At 59.7% G+C, this 22,885-nt stretch carries 20 protein-coding genes; 8 read left to right on the forward strand and 12 right to left on the reverse strand.

Annotated elements, in window-relative coordinates:
- Positions 1-22: 22 nt before the first annotated feature.
- Positions 23-478, reverse strand: a complete 456-nt coding sequence (gene aac(6'), locus RS75_RS08200; protein WP_045019144.1) for an aminoglycoside 6'-N-acetyltransferase — start codon at positions 476-478, stop codon at positions 23-25.
- Entirely contained in the window at positions 475-2,139 is a 1,665-nt protein-coding gene (gene bglA, locus RS75_RS08205) for a beta-galactosidase BglA (protein ID WP_045019145.1), read from the reverse strand. The genes aac(6') and bglA overlap by 4 nt, the downstream gene beginning before the upstream one ends.
- A 153-nt stretch (positions 2,140-2,292) precedes the next feature.
- On the opposite strand from bglA, the gene RS75_RS08210 reads away from it, so the two are divergent.
- Together RS75_RS08210 and RS75_RS08215 are read left to right on the forward strand one after the other, a co-directional pair.
- On the forward strand, positions 2,293-3,213 hold the full coding sequence (locus RS75_RS08210) for a sugar kinase (protein WP_045019146.1): 921 nt from the start codon (positions 2,293-2,295) through the stop codon (positions 3,211-3,213).
- A gap of 386 nt (positions 3,214-3,599) precedes the next feature.
- Complete coding sequence (locus RS75_RS08215) at positions 3,600-4,649, forward strand: bifunctional monoglucosyl/glucuronosyl diacylglycerol synthase (RefSeq protein ID WP_045019147.1); 1,050 nt, start codon at positions 3,600-3,602, stop codon at positions 4,647-4,649.
- Between the two features lie 204 nt (positions 4,650-4,853).
- On the opposite strand, the gene RS75_RS08220 is transcribed toward RS75_RS08215, so the two are convergent.
- From RS75_RS08220 to RS75_RS08240, 5 genes are all read right to left on the reverse strand, one after another.
- A complete protein-coding gene (locus RS75_RS08220; protein WP_045019150.1) occupies positions 4,854-5,465 on the reverse strand; it encodes a hypothetical protein in 612 nt (203 codons plus the stop codon).
- Positions 5,466-5,586: 121 nt separating this feature from the next.
- Positions 5,587-6,195 carry a DUF2026 family protein gene (locus RS75_RS08225; protein WP_045019152.1) on the reverse strand — a complete coding sequence of 203 codons (609 nt, stop codon included), beginning with the start codon at positions 6,193-6,195 and terminating at the stop codon, positions 5,587-5,589.
- A gap of 199 nt (positions 6,196-6,394) precedes the next feature.
- Positions 6,395-7,825 (reverse strand): ribosome biogenesis GTPase Der, encoded by a 1,431-nt coding sequence (gene der / locus RS75_RS08230; RefSeq protein ID WP_045019154.1) that lies wholly within the window; start codon positions 7,823-7,825, stop codon positions 6,395-6,397.
- A gap of 33 nt (positions 7,826-7,858) precedes the next feature.
- A complete protein-coding gene (locus RS75_RS08235) occupies positions 7,859-8,530 on the reverse strand; it encodes a tetratricopeptide repeat protein (protein ID WP_045019156.1) in 672 nt (223 codons plus the stop codon).
- Positions 8,531-8,685: 155 nt separating this feature from the next.
- Positions 8,686-9,270 (reverse strand): NnrU family protein, encoded by a 585-nt coding sequence (locus RS75_RS08240; RefSeq protein ID WP_045019158.1) that lies wholly within the window; start codon positions 9,268-9,270, stop codon positions 8,686-8,688.
- Positions 9,271-9,421: 151 nt separating this feature from the next.
- On the opposite strand from RS75_RS08240, the gene RS75_RS08245 reads away from it, so the two are divergent.
- Positions 9,422-10,405 carry a polysaccharide deacetylase family protein gene (locus RS75_RS08245; protein ID WP_045019159.1) on the forward strand — a complete coding sequence of 328 codons (984 nt, stop codon included), beginning with the start codon at positions 9,422-9,424 and terminating at the stop codon, positions 10,403-10,405.
- Positions 10,406-10,502: 97 nt separating this feature from the next.
- Here the strand turns inward: RS75_RS08245 and sbmA are convergent, their stop codons facing one another.
- From sbmA to RS75_RS08265, 4 genes are all read right to left on the reverse strand, one after another.
- The gene (gene sbmA, locus RS75_RS08250; RefSeq protein ID WP_045019161.1) at positions 10,503-11,771 is read right to left on the reverse strand and encodes a peptide antibiotic transporter SbmA; all 1,269 of its coding nucleotides are present in this window, start codon (positions 11,769-11,771) and stop codon (positions 10,503-10,505) included.
- Between the two features lie 192 nt (positions 11,772-11,963).
- On the reverse strand, positions 11,964-13,154 hold the full coding sequence (locus RS75_RS08255) for an MFS transporter (RefSeq protein WP_045019163.1): 1,191 nt from the start codon (positions 13,152-13,154) through the stop codon (positions 11,964-11,966).
- Between the two features lie 75 nt (positions 13,155-13,229).
- Complete coding sequence (gene map / locus RS75_RS08260) at positions 13,230-13,982, reverse strand: type I methionyl aminopeptidase (RefSeq protein ID WP_045019165.1); 753 nt, start codon at positions 13,980-13,982, stop codon at positions 13,230-13,232.
- A gap of 54 nt (positions 13,983-14,036) precedes the next feature.
- Positions 14,037-15,098 (reverse strand): LLM class flavin-dependent oxidoreductase, encoded by a 1,062-nt coding sequence (locus RS75_RS08265; RefSeq protein ID WP_045019167.1) that lies wholly within the window; start codon positions 15,096-15,098, stop codon positions 14,037-14,039.
- Positions 15,099-15,329: 231 nt separating this feature from the next.
- Here RS75_RS08265 and RS75_RS08270 point away from each other — a divergent pair, with 231 nt between their 5' ends.
- From RS75_RS08270 to RS75_RS08290, 5 genes are all read left to right on the forward strand, one after another.
- Positions 15,330-16,106, forward strand: coding sequence for a 3-hydroxybutyrate dehydrogenase (locus tag RS75_RS08270; protein WP_045019204.1), 777 nt, complete (start codon positions 15,330-15,332; stop codon positions 16,104-16,106).
- A gap of 125 nt (positions 16,107-16,231) precedes the next feature.
- Positions 16,232-17,701: a xanthine dehydrogenase small subunit gene (gene xdhA, locus RS75_RS08275; protein ID WP_045019169.1), complete on the forward strand. Its 1,470-nt coding sequence runs from the start codon at positions 16,232-16,234 to the stop codon at positions 17,699-17,701.
- A gap of 194 nt (positions 17,702-17,895) precedes the next feature.
- The gene (gene xdhB / locus RS75_RS08280) at positions 17,896-20,235 is read left to right on the forward strand and encodes a xanthine dehydrogenase molybdopterin binding subunit (protein ID WP_045019171.1); all 2,340 of its coding nucleotides are present in this window, start codon (positions 17,896-17,898) and stop codon (positions 20,233-20,235) included.
- Positions 20,236-20,427: 192 nt separating this feature from the next.
- Positions 20,428-21,279, forward strand: coding sequence for a xanthine dehydrogenase accessory protein XdhC (gene xdhC / locus RS75_RS08285; RefSeq protein WP_045019173.1), 852 nt, complete (start codon positions 20,428-20,430; stop codon positions 21,277-21,279).
- A 239-nt stretch (positions 21,280-21,518) separates the two neighbouring features.
- On the forward strand, positions 21,519-22,445 hold the full coding sequence (locus tag RS75_RS08290; RefSeq protein WP_045019175.1) for a LysR substrate-binding domain-containing protein: 927 nt from the start codon (positions 21,519-21,521) through the stop codon (positions 22,443-22,445).
- Here the strand turns inward: RS75_RS08290 and RS75_RS08295 are convergent.
- Entirely contained in the window at positions 22,421-22,759 is a 339-nt protein-coding gene (locus RS75_RS08295; RefSeq protein ID WP_045019206.1) for a hypothetical protein, read from the reverse strand. The genes RS75_RS08290 and RS75_RS08295 overlap by 25 nt on opposite strands.
- Positions 22,760-22,885: the final 126 nt, after the last annotated feature.

A 22,885-nucleotide genomic window follows, 5' to 3' on the forward strand; every position in this document is an offset into this window, starting at 1 on the left:
CCTGTCCCGTTTCTCCAGATTGTCATTTCGAAGAGACTATCTTCCTGAAATAAACCACCCGTTCCGTTTCCTCAAACCCCAGCGCTGCATGCATGCGGTGTGAATCGACATTGGAAATATCGGCATCGGATGCTAGCTCGCTTACACCCTTGCTGATCGCCCAGCGGGTGACCTCGGCGATCAGCGCTGCAGCGACGCCCTGGCCGCGAAACGCCTGCTCCACATAAATTCCTTCGAGAAACGCCACGGGCGAGGTATCGCATCCGTTGACATAATCCTGCCGCAGGCTGGCCTCGGCAAAACCAATGGCCGTTCCCGCCGGATCATGGGCAATAAATCCGACCTCCGTGTCGGAGAATGCCAGCAATTCCGCCCTGTGTTCGGCAGACGAGGCATCGGGCCATAGACGAAACCGCAAACTGGACCAATCGTCCAGCGATGCCTCGCCTGCGATCTTGATGACAAATTGCCCGCTCACGCGACAACCCCGCAAAACACATCCAGCCCTTCAAGCTTCACGATACCTGCGTCGAACAGCGGCTCGAAGCCGGGCATCGGCAGGATTTCCGTAACCCGCATGCCTTTCGGCACCGGAAATTCGGTCGCATCGCGGGTCAGGTTAAAGACGAACAGCAGTTTCTCGTCGCCCTTGTGGCGCGTGAAGGCCAGTACATCGAGATTGGTCTTGATGAAATCCATATCGCCGTCGCGCAGCACGCCGTGGCTTTTGCGGAAGGACAGAACCGCGCGGTAGTGGTTCAGCATCGAGTCCGGCTTGCGCTCCTGCCCGTCCGCCGCCAGCAGGCCGTGGACATAAGGCACCGGCAGCCAGGGCTTTTCAGCGCTTGAGAACCCCGCATTCGGCTTGCCTGTCTCCCACACCATCGGCGTTCGGCACCCGTCACGGCCCTTGAAGGCCGGCCAGAAGCGAATGCCGTAGGGATCGCGCAGATCCTCGAAGGCGAGTTCGGCCTCGGTCAGCCCCAGCTCCTCCCCCTGATAAAGACATATCGAGCCGCGCAGGCTGGCCAGAACGCAGATGGCGAGCTTCGCAACCCGTGTCTGCTCTTCGACGCCTTCGGAAAAACGGCTGAGGTGACGCACCACGTCATGATTGGAAAAGGCCCAGCACACCCAGCCATCCGTAACCACCTTGCCGAAAGTCTCAACCGAGTTGCGCAGATGTTTCGCAGTGAATTCCGGCCCCAGAAGATCGAAGGTGTAGCACATGTTGAGCTTGTCATTGCCGGATGTATAGGCCGCGACCGTCTTCAGCGACCGCGCGCCGTCTCCCACTTCGCCCACCGTGGCACGCCCCTCATACTCGTTAAGAAGCGCGCGGAAACGCTGGAGGAAGGCCACGTTTTCCGGCCGCGTCTTGTCGTAGAGATGGTCCTGCATACCGTAAGGATTGACGTCGGATGCATCGAGACCAAAGCTTTCATCATCGAAAAGTGGCGGGTTGTCGCGCAACAGCTTGTCGTGGAAATAGTGATTGACGGTATCGAGGCGAAAACCGTCCACTCCGCGATCGAGCCAGAACCGCACGGTTTCCAGCAACGCATCCTGAACCTCGGGATTGTGGAAATTGAGGTCCGGCTGCGAGGTGAGAAAGCTGTGCATGTAATATTGCTTGCGCACGCCGTCCCATTCCCATGCCGGCCCGCCGAACACGGAAAGCCAGTTGGTGGGCGCCGTGCCGTCCGGCTTGGGATTGGCCCAGACATACCAGTCGGCCTTGCTGTTGATACGGCTCGCGCGGCTGTCCACGAACCAGGGATGCTTGTCGGATGTGTGCGATATAACCTGATCGATGATGACCTTCAGCCCCAGCCGATGCGCCTCGGCCATCAGCGCATCGAAATCGGCAAGCGTGCCGAACATCGGATCGACATTGCAATAATCGGAAACGTCATAACCCATGTCGGCCATGGGCGAGGTGAAGAAAGGCGAGAGCCAGATGCCGTCGACGCCGAGCGAGGCGATGTAGGACAGACGTTTCGTCACCCCGGCAAGGTCGCCGTATCCGTCGCCGGTGGTGTCCTGAAAGGATCGCGGATAGACCTGATAAATCACCGCTCCCTTCCACCAGTCCGATTGCGCTTGGGGTTTGTGGGCCGGGGCATGGGTTGGCGGCACGGGCAATCTCCTGATGGCAGCTAATCCGAGAGTATAAAGCCGAAGCGTCCGCGTAAACCGGAACTTCGCAAACGTGTCAGGTCAAAACCGCACTTGTCAGCGGCGTGCACTCGTCGTAAGCCGCATGGCTGAAAACAACGGGAGGATGACGGCGTGGGCGGACGGTTTCTGTCGATTGGCGAGTGCATGGTGGAACTGTCGCAGGCCGGAAACGGGCTGCTGCGCAAGGGTTTTGCGGGCGATACCTTCAATACGGCCTGGTATGCGCATGCCTGCCTGCCCGCCGACTGGTCCGTCGATTATTTCACAGCACTCGGTGACGATCCTCTTTCGCAGGACATGCTGACCTTCATCACGGATGCCGGCATCGGCACGGAAAAAATCCGCCGCATCAAGGGCGGCACGCCCGGCCTTTACCTCATCAACCTCAAGGATGGCGAGCGCACCTTCAGCTATTGGCGCAACGCCGCCGCCGCAAGACAGCTCGCGGCCGATGCGGATCACCTGCGCAAGACGGTGGAAAGCGCCGACGTCATCTATTTCTCCGGCATCACGCTTGCCATTCTCGCCTCGCCACATGATGTCGATACGTTTCTGGCGGAACTGCGTCGCGCCAAAGCGGCGGGCAAACCCGTGGTCTTCGACCCGAACATCCGCCCGCGCCTCTGGTCCGACAGGGACACGATGCTGGAGACGATTACCAACGGCGCGCGCGCCGCAACGCTGGTCATGCCGAGCTTCGATGACGAAGCCAGCCATTTCGGCGACGCATCCGTCGAGGCCACCATCGATCGCTACCGTTCGCTCGGCGTCGCCAATATCGTCGTCAAAGACGGCGCGAAGGGTGCGACACTCGATTTTGGCGGTCACCGCAGCCACGCACCGGCGGTAGAGGCCGTGGATGTGGTGGACACGACAAGCGCTGGCGACAGCTTCAACGGCGCGTTCCTCGCCCGTTATGTGACGGGCAGTTCACCGCAAGAGGCGGCCATCTTCGCCGCACGGGCGGCGGCAACCGTCATCGGCCATCACGGCGCGCTGATCAGCCCCGAGCTTCTTCCGCTTGTGGGATAACGTTCAGCCAAACTGAGCGAACGCGGATTTTCACATGCGGGTTATCCTGGTCTCCCTCATTCCTGTGCCTATCACAGGAATCCAGCCGCTGCGCGTCCGCGCGGCGGAAAGACTCCTTTCAACCCAAGGACTTGAGCTGGCTGGATCCCTGTGACAGGCACAGGGATGAGGACAGAAGAGAACGTTGCGGACAACCGCACGCTTCAAATATGCCGCACTTATGCCAAGAATGACTTCACCCGCCGTGTGCCTTGCCGCTGGCGGGAAAAGCACGCTTGCCGCCGTCATCCACCCTGACATGTTCCTGTAACACGCGCGCCGCATATACGGGCGGAAGCTCGGCGGTGGGGAATCGCCCGTGCGCAGATCAGCAGGATCGGTGTTTCATGACGAGAATCACGATTGTCACAGATGCCTGGCACCCGCAGGTCAACGGCGTGGTTCGCTCGATAGAAAACACCAACACCGAACTCGCGCGGCTGGGTGTGGATGTGCACATGGTGACGCCGCAGAGTTTTTACAGCATCCCCTGCCCGACCTATCCGGAAATCCGCCTATCGGTCGCCGGCTATCGCCGTGTCGCGGCGGAGATCGAAAAAAGCCAGCCCTCCTTCGTGCACATCGCCACCGAAGGCCCGCTGGGTTTCATGGCGCGGCGCTGGTGCGTGAAGAACCATATGCGTTTTTCCACCAGCTATCACACCCGCTTTCCCGAATATGTCGCGGCGCGTTTCCCGATCCCGGAAAGCTGGCTCTACGCTTTCGTGCGCTGGTTTCACAATGGCGGCAATGCCTGCATGGTGGCGACCCCGAGCCTTGAGACCGAGCTTGAAGCCCGTGGCGTTAAAAACCTGAAGCGCTGGAGCCGCGGCATCGATGCCGAACTGTTCCATCCCCGCCCGAAAACGACGCTGCCTTTCGATCTGCCGAGGCCGATCTTCATGACGGTCGGGCGCGTGGCGGTGGAAAAGAACCTGCCGGAATTCCTCGATCTCGATCTGCCCGGATCGAAAGTGGTGATCGGCGACGGACCTGCCCGCCACGAGTTGCAGGAAAAATACCCAAACGTGCTGTTTACCGGCATCAAGACCGGCGAGGAACTGGCCGATGCCTATGCGCAGGCCGATGTTTTCGTTTTTCCCTCGAAGACCGATACATTCGGCAACACCATTCTCGAAGCGCTGGCAAGCGGTGTGCCGGTGGCGGCCTTCCCCGTCACCGGGCCGATTGACATTCTCGGCGGCAATCCTGCGGCAGGCGCACTGAACGACAATCTTCGCGATGCCTGCCTTGCAGCCCTCCATTGTTCGCCGCAGGAGGCGCTAGCGCTTTCCAAAAGCTACAGCTGGGAGAAGGCGTCGCGGCAATTCCTCGACAATGTCATTCATGCCGCCGGAAAATCCCTGCCGCTCCTGTCCCGTTCGCAGCTTGCCTGACGGGGCGGCGCATTGATCCCCGATATTTTATCGGGGAACGGTGGACGAAACACAGCGGGAGTGTCACAAGACGATCTGGACGCGACCGCCGTTATCTTTAGAACGGGGTCGGGCTGCTGATTGACGTCAGGCGGTTGCCGCGAGTACACGCTGGCCGTCCTAATTCTCCGGATGACACCGCACCAAACCCCTTGAGATGCCGTTTCAGGATAGAGGAAGAAGCTCTTTTTGCTGGGCTGTGCACCAATGATTGATCTTCTCGACAACGTCCTTTGGCGCGAATGGCAAGGCACTGTTGGGTATGACAGCAACCGTTCCCTGAAAAACCAGCACCAGATTGTCCGCCGGCGTGATTGCGAGGTGATAACGTGCCCAGCTTAGCTGCACGGTGTCCAGTCGTGAGATCTGCTTGTAGCCCTCTGGCCCGATCTCGATCTGGTAGTGAGACGAATACATTCGCTCATGGGCGATGTTCCACCGCGCCCAAACCTCGTAATATGATTTCGCCGCTTTTCTCGAGCCGTGCCAAAGAATGTACCAGACGACGAGAGCCACAAACGGTGCGGGTACAAAAACCCAATAGCCGACAACCTGCCAGACGCCCGGGAACCATGGCAGGCTTATGGAATAGATGACGGCGGCAGCCAATGCTGAGAACAACGATAGATTGGTTCTTGCCGAGGCAAAGTAGCGAGCCCAGGACGTGTCGAAAATCATGCGGTAATTTTCATAGGCCTGATGTTGATAGCCAAGCACATAGTCGGAGACGTGTTTTGGGTCAGGCGTGTAGCTTATTGAAATGGTGTCATCGGCCATGTGAACACGTCAATCCCGTCGCTGTTGACATCAGTCTTTGTAACAACGATTGCCCTTATAAATCAAAAGGCCTTTTATCGCCGAAACCTTCGGGAACGACGTCGTGCGGCGTAACCTGCCTTCACCAAGCCCCAACGAGCGATTGGCCGGAAAGCGGCACCGTGCGGATTTTGCCGTCCCGCTCCGTAACCGAAAGCGACGTCGACATCTGTTTCGGTGACTTTCGAAACCAGTTCGCGGCCACACTTGCGAGATCACCGATCATTGCCTGTTTGTGCCAGTCGGCAAAACGCCTTGCGGTGGCTTCGGGCTCGGAGCGATAGAAGAAATCGCCGGATTGATTAAGATCGTTGATGGACGCGGCCATTGCCGGCAGCGGACGCTGAAACATCTTCGGCGGCACCGCCAATCCCTGCGCGCTTTGCGAAAACGCGGGCGCCATGAAATCGATCGCCCATCCGTCCGCCTCGACCCAGCAATGGAAATTGTCGCCAGCGCCCGTCACGTAACCATCGTCGCGATGGTCGGCAAAAAGCATGACCGTTCCACCCAGATTATAAGCGGCGAGCCCACCCTTCGGCACCGCCTTGATCTTGTAGTGCTGCTGGAGGATGAAGGCGCCGAAAGTGCTGAAATACATGCACGCCGTGGCAGGGTCGGCATTGTCGTTGACGAGCAGACTGTTGATGACGCGGTAAATCCGGTGATAGTCGGTCTGCTTGATCAACATGGGTTTTTACTCTTCAAAAACAGGGTGTTGGACGAGCGGCCACCACTCGTTTCTTCTCCCCGCCGGGGAGAAGGTCGCGGCAGCGGGTTGAGGGGGCGAGGTCGGCAGTATACGGAGAGGTTGCCCCCTCATCCGACCCTTCGGGCCACCTTCTCCCCCACGGGGAGAAGAAACACCATGCCTCAAAAGCGACGGCCAATCACCGCTTCTTTTTCGCCTTGCTCTCGAACGGATTGTCGGAACCGCGATAATGCACACGGATCGGCACGCCCGGCATGTCGAAATCCTTGCGCAGGCCGTTTACGAGGTAACGCGTATAGCTTTCGGGAATCGATTCCGGTCGGGTGCAGGAAATCATGAAGGCTGGCGGGCGGGCCTTGACCTGCGTCATGTATTTCAGCTTCAGGCGACGGCCGGAGACGGCCGGTGGCGGATGCTGCGTCGTCTGCGACTCCAGCCATCGGTTGAGCTTGGCCGTCGAGATGCGACGGTTCCAGATCTTGTCGGTGTCGATGATGCTCTGCATCAGCCGGTCGAGGCCATAACCCGTCTGGCCGGACATAGGCACGGCGCGGATGCCACGGGCCTGCGGCAGAAGCCGCTCGGTCTTCTCACGCAGATCGGCAAGAAATGCCTGCGGGTCTTCGACCAGATCCCATTTATTGAAGGCAAGCACAGCGGCGCGGCCTTCGCGAATGACGAGGTCGACCAGCTGCAGGTCCTGCTTTTCGAACGGAATGGTGCTGTCGAACACGATCACCACCGTTTCGGCAAAACGGATGGAACGCAGCGAATCCGCAACGGAAAGCTTTTCGAGCTTTTCTATCACCCTGGCCTTGCGGCGCATGCCGGCCGTGTCGAACATCTTGATGGTGCGGCCGCGCCAGTCCCATTCAACGGAAATGCTGTCGCGGGTAATGCCAGCTTCCGGGCCGGTCAGCAGACGGTCTTCACCGAGGAAACGGTTGATGAGCGTGGACTTGCCCGCATTCGGTCGGCCAATAATGGCGACGCGCAGCGGCTTGGTCTCGTCATAAACCGGCTCTTCTTCTTCCTCTTCCTCGCTGCCCGGTTCGTGACGCGGAAGAACGATATCGGTTTCCGCCTCGTCCACTTCAGGCGGAAAGGCTACATCCTCGCCGATCGCCTCGACGATGGCGTCGCGCAGATCGATCATACCCTGGCCATGTTCGGCAGAGACGGCGCAAGGCTCACCGAGACCCAGCGTGAAGGCATCGTAGAAGCCCGCATCCGAACCACGCGCCTCGGACTTGTTGGCCACCAGCACCACCGGTTTGCCGCGACGACGCAGCATTTCGGCCAGCGTCTCGTCGGCGGGCGTCAAGCCTGCCTTGGCGTCAACGACGAAAAGCGTCACATCGGCATCGTCGATCGCCGCTTCCGTCTGCGCCCACATGCGGCCCTGAAGCGTTTCCGGCCCGGATTGCTCCAGACCGGCGGTATCGATGATGGTGAAACGAAGGTCGATAAGCTTCGCGTCGCCGGGGCGGCGGTCACGGGTGACACCCGGCGTATCGTCCACAAGCGCCAGCTTCTTTCCGACCAGACGGTTGAAAAGCGTGGACTTGCCGACATTGGGGCGCCCGACTATGGCGACGGTGAAGCTCATTGATCGTTAATCCTTGGAGGTGGGAAAGCTGTATTAGACAGCTTTGCCCGAAGCAGTGATATTGTCGAGCATGATCTGCGCGCGGTTCGTCACGTTGCGCGGTGCCTGCGCGTCGCTGACGATCTGCTCGAACCATTGTTTAGCCTTGACGAAATCGCCGGCCTTGTAAGCGGCAAGACCGAGCGCTTCGCGCGCGGAAGCGCGCATGGTCTGGCCTTCGGCGCTGAGCGGCTCCGCAAGTGCTGCGACCTGATCATACGTACCGTTATCGACCAGCAGCCAGGCCGCGCGCACCTTCGCCGTATCGCGGAAGACCTGCGGCGCGGAGGTGTCGTTGCCGATGGCGGTGAAGGCGGCGATGGCGCCGGCCGCATCACCCTTCTGCGAAAGCAGCGTGGCGGAACGGAACTTCGCCAGAACTGGATAATTGCCGTGGCCGGAGGTTTCGAGATCGGCAAAGGCCTTCAGCGCATCGTCCGTCTTGTTTTCGGAAGCAAGCTTCAGCGCCGCAAGGAACTGGTCGCCGGAATTGGAAGCACGGCTGGTGTTCCAGTATTCATAGATGCCGGCACCGGCGGCGCCCACAACCACGAGAACGGCCGCAGCAACGACCACGATACCGTAGCGGCCCCAAAAGCGGGAAAGCTGCTCGGAACGGATCTGCTCGTTCACTTCGCGGATAAAGGTATCATTTTCGTTTGCCATCAAATTCTCCGTTACCCGCGTGGAGATCGTCGCCGATCCATCCGTCCGCAGACATACCAAGCCGCTTACCCGGGTCAGCGAAAGTCAGGCCAACCGGGTCATGGTCGGCCTTCTAGCCTATTTTACCTGATATGTAAGGGGGAAACGTTGATTTCCTACATGGCGATCGGCTGAACGCCGATCAACCATTCGTGCAGTTTCAGGATAAAAGCACCCCAGAGAACGACGCCGCCGACGATGGCCGCCAGATCGTAGCGACCGGAGACGAAGGGACGAACCACCTTTTCGCCCGCTCTTTCCCGGCGCTTCAGCGAAATCCGCATCACCACACCCCAGGCGAGGAAGGAGGCGAAGAGAAGAATGGAAGACGTCTCGCCATTCGCCAGAAGGTGGGCCAGCGCCCAGATCTTGACGGACAGAATGAGCGGATGCTTCGTCTTCGTGGCGATGTGGCCAGCCGGTATGAGGCTGGCGACAAGACAGATCATCGCGGGCAGCATTAGGGTCACAGCGATGTGGCTCATCCAGACCGGCGGATACCAGAGCATGCCTGTCTCCTGCCGCGCCTCGCCGAACGCAAAGATGACGAGGCCGAGCGTTACGAGGCTTGCGAGGGAATAGACGCCCTTGAACGGTCCTTCTCCCATCTTCGCGATCATCCGCGCGCGAAATTGCGGCGCAAACACCTTCAAAAGATGCGTCAGGAAAAACAAGGCAAGACAGAGTATGAGAAAAAGCATTGGAACACGGTCCCCCGGTGGAACGAATGCGGCCCTATCACCGCGACGCAGAAAACGAATTAGGCTGAAAGACGTAAAAAAGCCAGTTTATTCAAAGCTTCGCCTTATTCCACCCGCAAAAGGCAGCGGTATTTCACATGACGGATGCCTGATGTTTCGCCCATTGACTGCTTTTTCCCTGTCGCTCTGCCTTGCCCTTCCCGCTTTTGCCGAAAATGCGGAGAAGCCGAAGCAGCTCGTCATCGTCTCCTTCGATGGCGCGGGTGACAATACGCTGTGGGAAAGAAGCCGCGCGACGGCGAAGGAAGTGGGCGCGCATTTCACCTATTTTCTGGCCTGCACCCTGGTGATGGACCGCAAGACCAGCGCCAAGACCTATCAGGGCCCCGGCCAGAAGGCCGGCCGCTCCAATGTCGGCTTCGGCCAGTCGCCGGAGGAAGTGGAAGCCCGGCTCAGGAACATCTGGGCGGCCCATCGCGAAGGCCATGAAATCGGCAACCACACCTGCGGTCATTTCGATGGCGGGCAATGGACGCCCGAGCAATGGGACGGCGAGTTCACCACCTTCACCAGCACGCTGGAAAACGCCTGGCAGATGATCGGCAAGAAGGGCGAGGAACCCGAGGGCTGGCGCGACATGGTCAAAAAGATCGACGGGTTTCGCGCACCCTATCTTTCGCAGGGACCGGCGCTGACCGCCGCGCAGAAGAAACACGGTTTCGTCTATGACGCCACCAGCGTCACCAAGGGGCCGGAATGGCCGGTGGAGCGCGAGGGTATCCAACATTTCGGACTGCCGCTTATACCGGAAGGCCCCGGCAATCGCCCGATCATCGCCATGGATTATAATCTCTTCATCCGCCACTCCATCGGCATCGAAACACCTGACCGCGCGCAGGAATTCGAGGACCGCGCTTACGCCGCCTTCCGCACCGCTTTCGACAAGCAGTACAACGGCGAGCGTATCCCTTTGCAGATGGGCTTTCATTTCGTGAAGATGAATGGCGGCGCCTATTGGAACGCCTATGAGCGGCTGCTGCGCGAAGTCTGCCGCAGGGACGACGTCGCCTGCGTCAGTTATGCCGAGGCCATGCCGATGATCGAGGCGCGCAGGAAACAGAAGACCGAGGGGTAAAGTCCCTCACACTCTCTGGTCTATGACGAAGGTTGGAAACCTCCCCTCCTGTCATGAAAAAAGGGCGACCAACCGGCCGCCCTTTTTTTGTTTTCCGTCAAGGCTTGTTGGCGGCCAGCTCCCCGGCTTCCGCTTCCCGCTGCAGATAACGCTGGTCGATATCCGGCAGGGGCTGATCGTCGATAGCGGCTTCGAAGGCCACAAGACGTTTGTGGATGGAAAGCAGCTCGATGATCGTCGTCCACGAATTGACCAGATATTGAAACGAATTGCTGACTGCACCGAAGGCCGTGGCGATCTGCTGGTAGATACCATAGGTGATCTTGCCCGCCACAATGGTGGGAACGAGCATCAGAAGCAGGAACACCGCATCGGCCTGGATATAGAAATACCGAGCGACGTTGAAATAGAGATAGTGCCAGTACATGCGGAAATAGTTTTTCCGCACATTCGAATAAAGTTCCTTGACTGTCGGCGGCTGGGCGCGGTCGGCGTGATCCTCGCCATAGACCAGTTCCTTGCGGTAGGCCGCTTCCACACGCTGGTTGCGGAAATTCAGGCCGGGCAGCTTGATGCCGACGGTTGCCAGAAGAACCGTGCCGAACACGGACCAGACAATTGCCAGCCAGAACAACGCATGCGGCACTTCGCCGAGGATCGGCAATTCGGAGACATAGGATGACAGCGCGAACAGGATCGGCAGAAACACAACTAGCGTCATCACCGAATTGATCAGGGTAATGCCCAGAGCCTCAAGCGTGGAGGAAAAACGCATCGTGTCTTCCTGAACGCGCTGCGAAGCACCTTCGATGTGGCGCAGCTTTTCCCATTTGGACATGTAGAAGTCGTTCATCGCGGTTCGCCAGCGGAAGATGTAGTGGCTGGTGAAGAAGTCCGTCAGGATCGAAACCGCCATGCTGAGAAAGGCGATCTTGGCAAAGACGATTTGAAGACTGTAGAAATCCCAGACTTCGATACCCGGCTGTTTTGAAAGGGCATTTTGCAGAAGGTCGCCGAAAGGCCGCCGGAAATTATTGATGACCACGGAAATCTGAACGCCGAAATAGGTCACCGCGATGATCAGCAGTGACCCCCATATGGACCAGAGCTTCCAAGGGTGATCCTTGGCCAAAACGGTCCAGATGCCCCCGAACAACACCATGCAGGATGCGAGATAGGCGTAAAAGAACAGATTTGCGGGAACCAGAAAATAGCTGAGATCGTAAGGCTCCTGCTCGGGCATCACGTAGCCCCAGGACCTGCCTAGCCCTTCAACGATAAAGTACCATCCAAGAATGGCGAAAAAAGCCCAGACGACGGCCGAAGTGAAGAACAATTTCGGCTTGGGAAAGAAGGAATGAAACACGTTTAGAACTCACGCGCGTTTGAAATCGGCCATTATTGGCGAAGCACTAGTTGTCCCGAACCTAGGGCAGAAATTTGTGCACAGCAACGGAGAAGCGACGACCTTAACAAGATGTAAGGCGCAGACGGCGGATCGAACCCCGCAAAAGACCTCGAATATCGCCCTTGAGAGCGGCAAAAGCGGCTGGCGGGCTTAGCCCCGCCGCTCCGTGGCTAGGACCGGAAGCATCAGCAGAATGCTGGCGACGAGAACGGCGGAGGCGAGAATGCTTGGTGCCGTAAAGCTTCCCGTCACCTCGGCGATCCAGCCGGCGGCCAGAGGCCCGATGATCTGCCCCGTGCCGAAGGCAGCCGTCATCAGCGCGAAGGCGCGGCGCGGGCTTGGTCCGGCGAACTCTCGACCGAGCTGAAGACCATAGGCGGTGATGACCATGAAGGTCAGGCCGAGAAGCAGGCCGCCCGCCAGCACACCGGGCACGGGCGGCAGCATGACGGAAGCAAATACGCCGACAGCTTCCACGGCAAGAACGATCACGAAGGCGCGCTTCAACCCTTGCGACCTCATGACCGGCTTCCAGAGGAAAAGCGAGACGGCAGCCGCGCATCCCGTGACGAACCAGGCGAGAAATTCCACGAAAGCGCCGGCGGCGGCCATGCGCGCGATTGCCACGATGAAGGTGGCGGTGATGACGTAACCGAAACCGAACAGCCCATAGGCAAGTGTCGTCAGAAAAAGCGGCTTCGTCCATTTGAGCGGCGGCTCCGCCGCCGAAGAAGCGTTCCGGGGAGGCCCTGCGGGCAGCACCCGCCAGACGAGAAGGAATGTCACGAAGGAAAACACGGCACCGGCGATCCACTCCTCCCTCCAGGAGGAACCGCCGCCGTCAAAAACCACGCCGATGAGATAGACCGCAAGCGAGGAAAGCGCGATGCCGGCGCCGACACCGCCATAATGCAGCGCCTGAATATGATCCTTGCCGGCCTTCATGGCGTGGCCGATGACGATCTGCGAGGTGAAGATCATGGTCATCGCACTGGCGACACCGGCGAAAAACCGGATGATGGTAAAGGCCGCGACGGAGTTGAAGGCGGCCATGGCAAGCAGCAATGCGGCGGTGGAAAACAGACCACAAAGCGCGACCAGCCGCTCCCGTCCCGAACCCCAGGAATAGGCGGCCAGCACCGCTCCCGCCAGATAACCGGCAAAATTTCCCGCCGCGACGATGCCCGCGTCCCCCGCCGACAGAGGCACATCCGCCATCATGCCGGGCAGAATGGGGGTGAAGGAAAAACGGCCGAAGCCCATGGCGGAGGCCATCATCAGGGCGCCGGCAAAACCGAGCGCGGTCAGATGTCTGGCGGAAAGTGGCTTGTCGATGCTCATGCACGGCTTATCGCAATCGCGTGAATGAGGAACAAGCCAGTTATTTTGATTGGCGTTATAAGCCTTCTTTATCTGTCACTCGGCGAGCGTCAGCACCAGCGGCCCGTTCTTCGTCGCAACCACGGTATGTTCGTACTGAACGGTCGGCGCACTCGGATCGCTGTAGAGCGTCCAGGGATCGTCATCGCCGTCTTCGGCCCAATAGGCACCCGTCGACAGGAAAGGCTCGACGGTGAACACCACGCCCTCCTGCATGATGCGCCGCTCGCCCTTGTCCGGCCAGGTCGCCAGCTCCTTCGGCTCCTCATGCAGGGAGCGACCGATGCCGTGGCTCGCCAGATTGGTGATCAGCGTGTAACGGTTCTTTTTCGCAAAAGCACCGATGGCGTTGCCGATATCGGCGAAAGGCCGCCCGGTTTTCACCTGCTGCAAGCCTGTCCACATGGCGCGCCTGCCATCGCGGCAAAGCCGCTCAATGTCCTTCTTCACCGGCGGCACGGCGAAAGACGAGCCCGTATCGCCGAAGAAACCGTTCTTCACCGCCGAGACGTCGATATTGACGAGATCGCCCGCCTTGATGATGCGGGGGCCGGGAATGCCGTGCGCCACTTCCTCGTTGACGCTGATGCAGGTCGCGCCCGGAAACTTGTAGCAAAACTCCGGCGCCGATTGCGCGCCACTATCCTCCAGCACCTTGCGACCGATCGCATCCAGCTCCGCAGTGGTGATGCCGGGCTCCAGCGCGTCCGCCATGGTCTGCATGGCCACGGCGCAAATCCGGCCGATATCCTTCAGCAAAACCAGTTCTTCATCGGTGGAGATGACCATGTTTCCGTCCGTCGTTCTGAATGGCGGGTATCGAGATACCCGCCTTAGTAATAATCAGGCCGTGGCTTTCACCGGATCGGCACTCCCCGTCAATTCTTTTCTGACGATTGGGGCGACTTTCGTACCATAAAGCTCGATGCCGCGCATGATCTGGTCATGCGGCATCAGGCCGATCGCCATCTGCAACAGGAAACGGTCGTTCCTGAAAACGCCATGCGCCTTGATGATCTTTTCCGCCACCAGCTCCGGTTCGCCGAGGAAAAGATTGCCCTCCGGTCCACGCGCCGCATCGAAATGCGCACGGTTCGTCGGACCCCAGCCGCGCTCGCGGCCGATGCGGTTCATCACCTCCGCCTGCGGTCCGTAGAATTGGTCCGCCGCCTTGTCGGTGGTGTCGGCAATGAAGCCGTGCACGTTGATGCTGGTACGCAGCTTGGTCTTTTCCTGCCCCGCCCGGCGTGCGGCCTCATGGTAGAGATCGAACAGCGGCGCGAAACGGCGATATTCGCCGCCGATGATGGCAAGCGCCACCGGCAGTCCCATCGCGCCAGCCCGCGCCACCGATTGCGGCGTGCCGCCAACCGCGATCCACACCGGCAGACGCTCCTGCAACGGGCGCGGATAGACGCCGCGCCCATTGATGGCCGGATGTTTGGTGCCGGACCAGGTGACGATCTCGTTTTCACGCAGCGCCAAAAGCAGATCGAGCTTTTCGGAAAACAGCACGTCGTAGTCTTCGAGGTCGTAACCGAACAACGGATAGGATTCGATGAAGGAGCCGCGCCCGGCCATGATTTCGGCACGGCCGTTCGACAGGAGATCGACGGTTGAGAATTGCTGGAAGACCCGAACAGGATCGTCCGAACTCAGAACCGAGACGGCGCTTGTCAGGCGAATGTTCTTCGTCTTCACCGCCGCCGCCGCAAGCACGGTGGAGGGTGAGGACACGACATAATCCGGGCGATGATGTTCGCCGAGGCCAAAGACATCGAGCCCGACCTGATCGGCAAGCTCGATCTCCTCGAGAAGTTCCCGCAGCCGGCGCGCACCTTCCGGTCCACGGCCATCGGTGGAGTTGGGATTGACATCCGCGAAAGTGTAAAGACCGAGTTCCATAGGCGATACCTCTGTTTGATTGCCTGAGAGATAGGGACGGGCGGCCCTTCAGGCAAATGCAAAATCTGGCGCAAAATCTGGATGCTTAGCTTCGGAAAAATGGATGGGCGTGCCATATCGTGTCCCCGGCGGGCCTCCCCCGAAATGGCGCTCTAAATCGCGATTGCCAGCCTGCCCCCTTTGGGCATACGTTGGTTAAACATGTGCGAAGTAATGCAAAAAGGGGAAAGCATGCATCGGACAGTTATCGTGACAGGCTCCACAAGCGGTATCGGCCTTGCCATCGCCCAGACATTTGCGAGAGAGGGCGCGAATATCGTGCTGAACGGCTTCGGCGACGAAGACGAGATCGAAAAACTCCGCCTTTTGCTGGAAGCCGAAAGTGGCGGCCGCGTGCTTTACCACCCGGCGGATATGACTAAACCGGACGAGATCGCCGATCTCATTCACACCGCCCACGAAAAACTTGGTTCGGTGGATGTACTCGTCAACAATGCTGGCATCCAGCATATCGCCCCGATCGAGGATTTTCCGCCCGAAAAATGGGACTGGATCATCGCCATCAATCTGACGAGTTCGTTCCATACCATGCGCGCTGCGATACCGCTGATGAAGAAGGCTGGCAAAGGCCGTATCATCAACATCGCCTCTGCCCACGGTCTCGTCGCCTCGCCGTTCAAATCGGCCTATGTGGCGGCCAAGCACGGCATCATGGGCCTGACGAAGACGGCAGCGCTCGAACTTGCCCAGACCGGCGTCACCGTCAACGCCATCTGTCCCGGTTATGTGCTGACGCCTCTCGTCGAAAAACAGATACCTGAAATGGCGAAGGTGCGCGGCATCAGCGAAGAGGCGGTGAAGAACGACGTGATGCTGGAATTGCAGGCGACCAAGCAATTCGTCACCGTCGATGATGTGGCGGCCGCAGCACTGTTTCTGGCAAGCGACGCCGCAAGCAACATCACCGGCACGCATATTTCCGTGGATGGCGGCTGGACGGCACAATAATCAACGGCGTTTCTTTCCGTCAGGGAAACAATGAATTGCCAAAACGGAAATCGATATGCGCGCCCGGGCGTGCATAGATAGTAGATTAGGAACCGGCTCAACCGGACAAAAAAGCAAGGCAGTGCATGAACGACGCGATCAGCTTCATCCTCAACAGCGAAACGGTTTTGCTGAAGGGTTTCGGACCGACAGACACGCTTCTCGATTATCTCCGCCTTCAAAGACGGCTGACCGGGACGAAGGAAGGTTGTGCTGAAGGCGACTGCGGCGCATGCACGGTGCTGGTGGGGCGGCTCATCGATGGTTCGCTGCGTTATGAAAGCGTCAATGCCTGCATCCGCTTCTTAGGCTCGCTGCACGGCACCCATATCGTGACGGTGGAGCATCTGGCCGCCCGCGACGGCACGCTTCACCCCGTGCAGCAGGCAATGGTGGATTTCCACGGCTCGCAATGTGGTTTCTGCACCCCGGGCTTCGTCATGTCGCTTTACTGTCTCTGGCTTTCCAGCGAAAGCCCCGCCCGCGCCGACATCGAAAAGGCGCTGCAAGGCAATCTCTGTCGGTGCACGGGTTATGAGCCGATCGTGCGGGCTGCCGAAAAGATCGCAGCCGCCCGCCCGAGCGCGCTGTTCGACCCGCTGCAACGCGACCGTACCGATATCATGGCGAGGCTCTGGGCGATCAGCGCCAACGAGACGATCGTGGTGACGCGCGGCGAGGACCGCACCATCATTCCGGCAACGCTCTCTGCCCTGACCGAAATCTACGCCGCCGAACCCAAGGCGACCATCGTCGCCGGCTGCACCGATGTCGGCCTGTGGGTGACCAAACAGATGCGGGCGCTGAACCCGGTCATATTCATCAACAATCTCGGCGACTTGCAGGGCATTACCGTGGGCGAAGAGGGCGTAACGCTGGGCGCCGGTGTCACCTACAGCCAGGCCTTCAAGACCGTCGCGCAGCATTTCCCGCCGCTTGCCCGGCTGTTCGACCGCCTCGGCGGCGAGCAGGTGCGCAACATGGGAACCATCGGCGGCAATATCGCCAACGGTTCGCCCATCGGCGATACACCGCCGGCGCTGATCGCGTTTGGCGCGACGCTCACCTTGCGCTCCTCCTCCGGCAACCGCACCGTGCCGCTGGAAAGCTACTTCATCGACTATGGCAAACAGGACCGGCTGAGCGGCGAATTCGTCGAAAAACTCTTCATCCCGTTTCAGAAACCCGAAAGCCACTATGCCGTCTACAAGATATCCAAGCGCCGCGACGAGGATATTTCGGCTCTCTGCGCCGCCTTCAATCTGACGCTCGACGCCGAGGGCGCGGTCGAAGACATCCGCATCGCCTTTGGCGGCATGGCGGGCACACCGAAACGGGCAACACATCTTGAGGCGGCACTTCTCGGCAAGCCCTGGTCGCAGGAAGCGATCGACGCGGCGCGTGATGCGCTGGACGATGATTTCACACCGCTGACGGACTGGCGCGCCACCGCCGAATACCGGCAACTGACGGCCAAGAACCTGCTGACGCGCTTCTTCCTTGAGACTTCGGGCGAAAAGCATGAACTCAGCCGTTTCTCGCTGGCGGAGGCTTGATCATGGAAAGAGCAAGCCTCCCCACCTCCCTCATTCCTGTGCTTGTCACAGGAATCCAGTCGACACGCGTCTGCGTGGCGAAAGGCTCCCTTCAGCCCAAGGACTTGGGCTGGCTGGATTCCTGTGACAAGCACAGGAATGAGGGCCTATTATCGCTGCCATATGCCGCAATTCACGAAGGAGGAGCTTGAATCATGGACACCACAAGCTTCGACAAGACCAAAACCGAGATCGACGGCCCGATGCACGCCTCGCTCAGGCACGATTCCGCCCATAAGCATGTGACGGGCAGCGCCGAATATATCGACGATATTCCCGAACCCGCCGGCCTCGTTCACGGCGCGCTTGGCCTTTCCGATCGGGCGCATGCCGAAATCGTATCGATGGACCTTTCGGACGTGGAGGCCACACCCGGCGTGCTCTGGGTAATGGTTGCCAAGGACGTGCCCGGCGAAAACGACATCTCCTCCGGCGGGCGTCATGACGAGCCGCTGCTGGCCGAAACCAAGGTCGAATTTCACGGCCAGCCGATCTTCGCGGTCTTCGCCGAAACCCGCGATATCGCCAGAAAGGCCGCCCGCAAGGCGAAAATCGTCTATAAGGACCTGCCGCATTTCACCGATATCGACACGGCGATTGAAAATGGCCGCGCGCTCGTCATCGACCCGATGACGCTGAAGCGCGGCGACGCCAGGCTGGAAATGGACGTAGCGCCCCGCCGCCTGACCGGCACGATGCGGATCGGCGGGCAGGAGCACTTCTATCTCGAAAGCCACATCGCCATGGCCGTGCCGGGCGAGGATGACGAGGTGACGCTGTGGAGCTCCACCCAGCATCCGAGCGAAATCCAGCATATCGTCAGCCATATGCTCAAGGTGCCGTCCAATGCCGTCACGGTGCAGGTGCGCCGCATGGGCGGCGGCTTCGGCGGCAAGGAAACGCAAGGCAACCAGTTCGCCGCCCTTTGCGCCATTGCCGCCAAGAAGCTGAACCGGGCCGTGAAAATCCGTCCCGACCGCGACGAGGACATGACCGCCACCGGCAAGCGCCACGATTTCCGCGTCGATTACGAGCTGGGCTTCGATGACGAAGGCCGCATCCACGCCGTCGACGCCACCTATGCGGCGCGCTGCGGTTTCTCCTCCGATCTGTCCGGCCCGGTCACGGACCGTGCGCTGTTTCACGCCGATTCCAGCTATTTCTATCCGCATGTGCATCTGACGTCCCGGCCGCTGAAAACCCACACCGTCTCCAACACCGCCTTTCGCGGTTTCGGTGGTCCGCAGGGCATGCTCGGGGCTGAGCGTTTCATCGAGGAAATCGCTTATGCGGTGGGCAAGGACCCGCTCGATATCCGCAAGCTCAATTTCTACGGCGAGACCGGCTCGGACCGCACCACGACCCCCTATCATCAGGAGGTCGAGGACAATATCATCGCCCGCGTCGTCGAGGAACTGGAAGCCTCCAGCGAATACCGTGCGCGCCGGCAGGCAATCGTCGAGTTCAACAAAACCAGCCCTGTTATCCGCAAGGGCATTGCGCTGACGCCAGTGAAATTCGGCATCTCCTTCACCATGACCGCCTTCAATCAGGCGGGCGCGCTGGTGCACATCTATAGTGACGGTTCGATCCATCTGAACCATGGCGGCACGGAAATGGGCCAGGGCCTCTACACCAAGGTGGCGCAGGTGGTGGCCGATGCCTTCCAGGTGGATATCGGCCGGGTGAAGATAACAGCCACGACCACGGGCAAGGTGCCCAACACATCCGCCACCGCCGCCTCCTCCGGCACGGACCTCAACGGCATGGCGGCCTATGACGCCGCCCGCCAAATCCGCGAACGGCTGGTCAAATTCGCCGCCGAGAACTGGGATGTTCCCGAAGAAGAGGTCGTCTTCCTGCCGAACCGTGTGCGGATCGGGCTGGAGGAAATCGCCTTCAACGATTTCATCAAAAAGGCCTATTTTGCCCGCGTGCAGCTTTCCGCCGCCGGTTTTTACAAGACGCCGAAAATCCACTGGGATCGCGCCGCCGGTCGCGGCACGCCGTTTTATTATTTCGCCTATGGCGCGGCCTGTTCCGAAGTGTCGATCGATACGCTCACCGGCGAATATATGATGGAACGCACCGATATCCTCCACGATGTCGGCAAGTCGCTGAACCCGGCCATCGATATCGGCCAGGTGGAAGGCGCCTTCGTGCAGGGCATGGGCTGGCTGACCACGGAGGAATTGTGGTGGGACGGCAAGGGGCGGCTGCGCACCCACGCCCCCTCCACCTACAAGATCCCGCTCGCCTCCGACCGGCCGAAAATCTTCAACGTGCAACTGGCGGAATGGTCGGAAAATGCCGAGCCAACCATCGGCCGCTCCAAGGCCGTCGGTGAACCGCCGTTCATGCTGGCAATCTCGGTTCTCGAAGCGCTCTCCATGGCCGTCGCCTCGGTCGCCGACTACAAGGTCTGCCCGCGCCTCGATGCGCCGGCAACGCCCGAGCGGGTGCTGATGGCGGTGGAACGGTTGAAGAAGGTGTGAGGACGTATCCATGCGGCCAAGCCTCCTCATCCGGCGCTTCGCGCCACCTTCTCCCCGGCGGGGAGAAGAAACCCGGAGCCACCGTTTCGCTCACATCAACGGCCTTTGGGAAAATTCGCAAGAGTGCGACAAATCTCTTCTCCCCGCCGGGGAGAAGGTGGCGCGAAGCGCCGGATGAGGGGGCCAGCATCAATGCCTGACACCTCACTATCCGATTTTCTCGCCCTTGCCCCCGCCGCAATCCTCGTGGAAATCGAAGCCGTGAAAGGCTCATCCCCGCGCGAGGCGGGAACCTTCATGCTGGTCAGCCAGGAGGCGCTGTGGGAAACCATCGGCGGCGGGCAGTTCGAATATATGGCGATAGACCACGCCCGCGCCATGTTGCGAACAGGTGCCGCCGAAGACCGCATGGATATTCCGCTTGGGCCCGAAATCGGCCAATGCTGCGGCGGGCGCACCCTGCTCCGGTTCAGGCGGGTAACGGTGGAACTCGCGGCCGCACTCAAGGCAAGGCTGAAGGGCGAAGCCGAACAACAGCCCGCCGTCTTCATTTTCGGGGCAGGCCATGTCGGCAAGGCGCTGGCTGAGGCCCTGTCGCTCCTGCCTTTGACCGTCACTGTCGTGGAAACGCGTGAAAACGAATTGCGCGATCTTTCAACGGGCGTCGCATCCGTGCTGACGCCCGTGCCGGAGGCAATCGTTGCGAAAATCCCGGCAAACGGGGCTGCGATCATCGTCACCCACGATCACGCGCTTGATTTCCTCATCGCCAGGGAAGCACTTGCCCGCGACGATCTCGCTTATGTCGGCATGATTGGTTCGAAGACCAAACGCGCCACCTTCGCCCATTGGCTGGAGCGGGAGGGAGAGCCCCCTTCCCGCCTTGCAAAACTCATTTTACCCATCGGCGGTTATGGCGTCAGGGACAAGCGCCCTGCAATCATAGCGGCCCTTGTGGCGGCCGAGTTGCTGCAAGCATTTTCCGCCGAAACCCATCGCAACGAAAATCAACACGGCCATCCTCAAGACCAAGATCACGCCTGAGCCCGTCGGGCAGGCTTTCATCGGCCAGATTGTCTGGCGTAAGGCTTTCAAGGGCAAACCGTTCCGCTGTCCGCAGACCCGCGCGCAGGCGGGACCACGCGCGCAAGAGTGCTGTGCGCATGTTCGTCTCCATTCAAAAAAGTGTTAGAAGCTCAGTTGATGAACTGGGCTAAAAATGCTTTGTTTTCTGAATAAAAACCAATGAAACCTTTGGCCGTTGGCATAAAGAGAACTTATCCATGAAAATGTCACGCCAGTTCCCCCTGAACGCCCTGCGCGTGTTTGAAGCAGCCGCCCGGCATCTGAGCTTCACCAGGGCTGGCGAGGAACTGGGCATGACGCAGACGGCGGTCAGCTATCAGGTGAAACTGCTGGAAGAGAACATCGGCGAGCCGCTTTTCATCAGAAAAGCGCGGCAGGTTGCGTTGACCGAGGCCGGGCAGAAACTGGCGCCGAAGGTTGCGGAAGCCTTCAACAGTTTACGGGAGGCCGTCGACAATGTCCGCGACACCTCCGACGCGACCTTGACGATTCACTCCACCGCCACGTTCGCATCCCGCTGGCTTTCGCGGCATCTCGGTGCTTTCCAGCTTGAACATCCCTCTATCGCCGTGCGGCTCGACACTTCGAACACATTGATCGATTTCGCCCAATCCGACTGCGATGTCGCCATCCGCTGGAGCAGCGACGATGGCAAAGGGCTGATCTATCATAGGCTGTTGCCGGGCGTTTATACGCCGATGCTGCATCCGAGCCTTGCCGATAGCATTGGCGGGTTGCAAAAGCCGGAGGATCTTCTGCGCCTGCGCATCATCGATCCCGGCGACATCTGGTGGAGCCAGTGGTTCCGGGAAGTGGGCATCGAAAATCCGGAACTAGGCCGCTTCCCCCGCAGCCGTCTCAATGTGCAGGCCTTCGAGGCCGCAGCGGCGATCGCCAGCCAGGGGGTGGCCATGCTCACCCCTGAACTCTATGCGGACGAGGTTGCACTCGGCCGCCTCTATCAGCCTTTCGAGCACCTCAGCAGTGAAGGAAAGCATTATTGGCTCGTCTACCCTGAAAACCGCAGGAACATTCGCAAGATAAAGCTGTTTCGCGACTGGATACTCAAGCGGATCGAAGAGAGCCGGCCGCAAACATCTCAGAACCCCATATCAGGCGCATAAAAACAGCGTGGCGTGTCCTCATCCGGAAACAGGCAGAGGTGATATTCGCCATCCTCGGACCGTCTTGCCTCACGCTGCGACCAGTTGAAGACATGCCGCCGCGTCACCAGCCGATGATCGCCGGGTGCAAGCGAGACTTCGTAACCGTCCTGCGTGACGCGAACGCTTCGAGTGGGAATCATCTGGCAATCGCCGGTTTCGGCGTCGCCATTGCAGCAATAGCTCTCATATTTGAACCCCTTGTGGGATTCATGGGCAAGCGCCGTGGCGCTTAGCGCCAGCAGCAGAAAAAGGACCGTCAGAACAAGGCGCATCGGCATGGTCTCCGTTGAAAACAACGGCGGCTGCCGGAAGGTCATTGCGTCACTTCATTCAAAATCCAAGCATCAATGCACACCCGGACGCAACGGCACCGGAAACTGCAACACCCGCCCCTGAAC

Source organism: Rhizobium nepotum 39/7, assembly GCF_000949865.1.
Classification (GTDB): Bacteria; Pseudomonadota; Alphaproteobacteria; order Rhizobiales; family Rhizobiaceae; genus Agrobacterium; species Agrobacterium nepotum.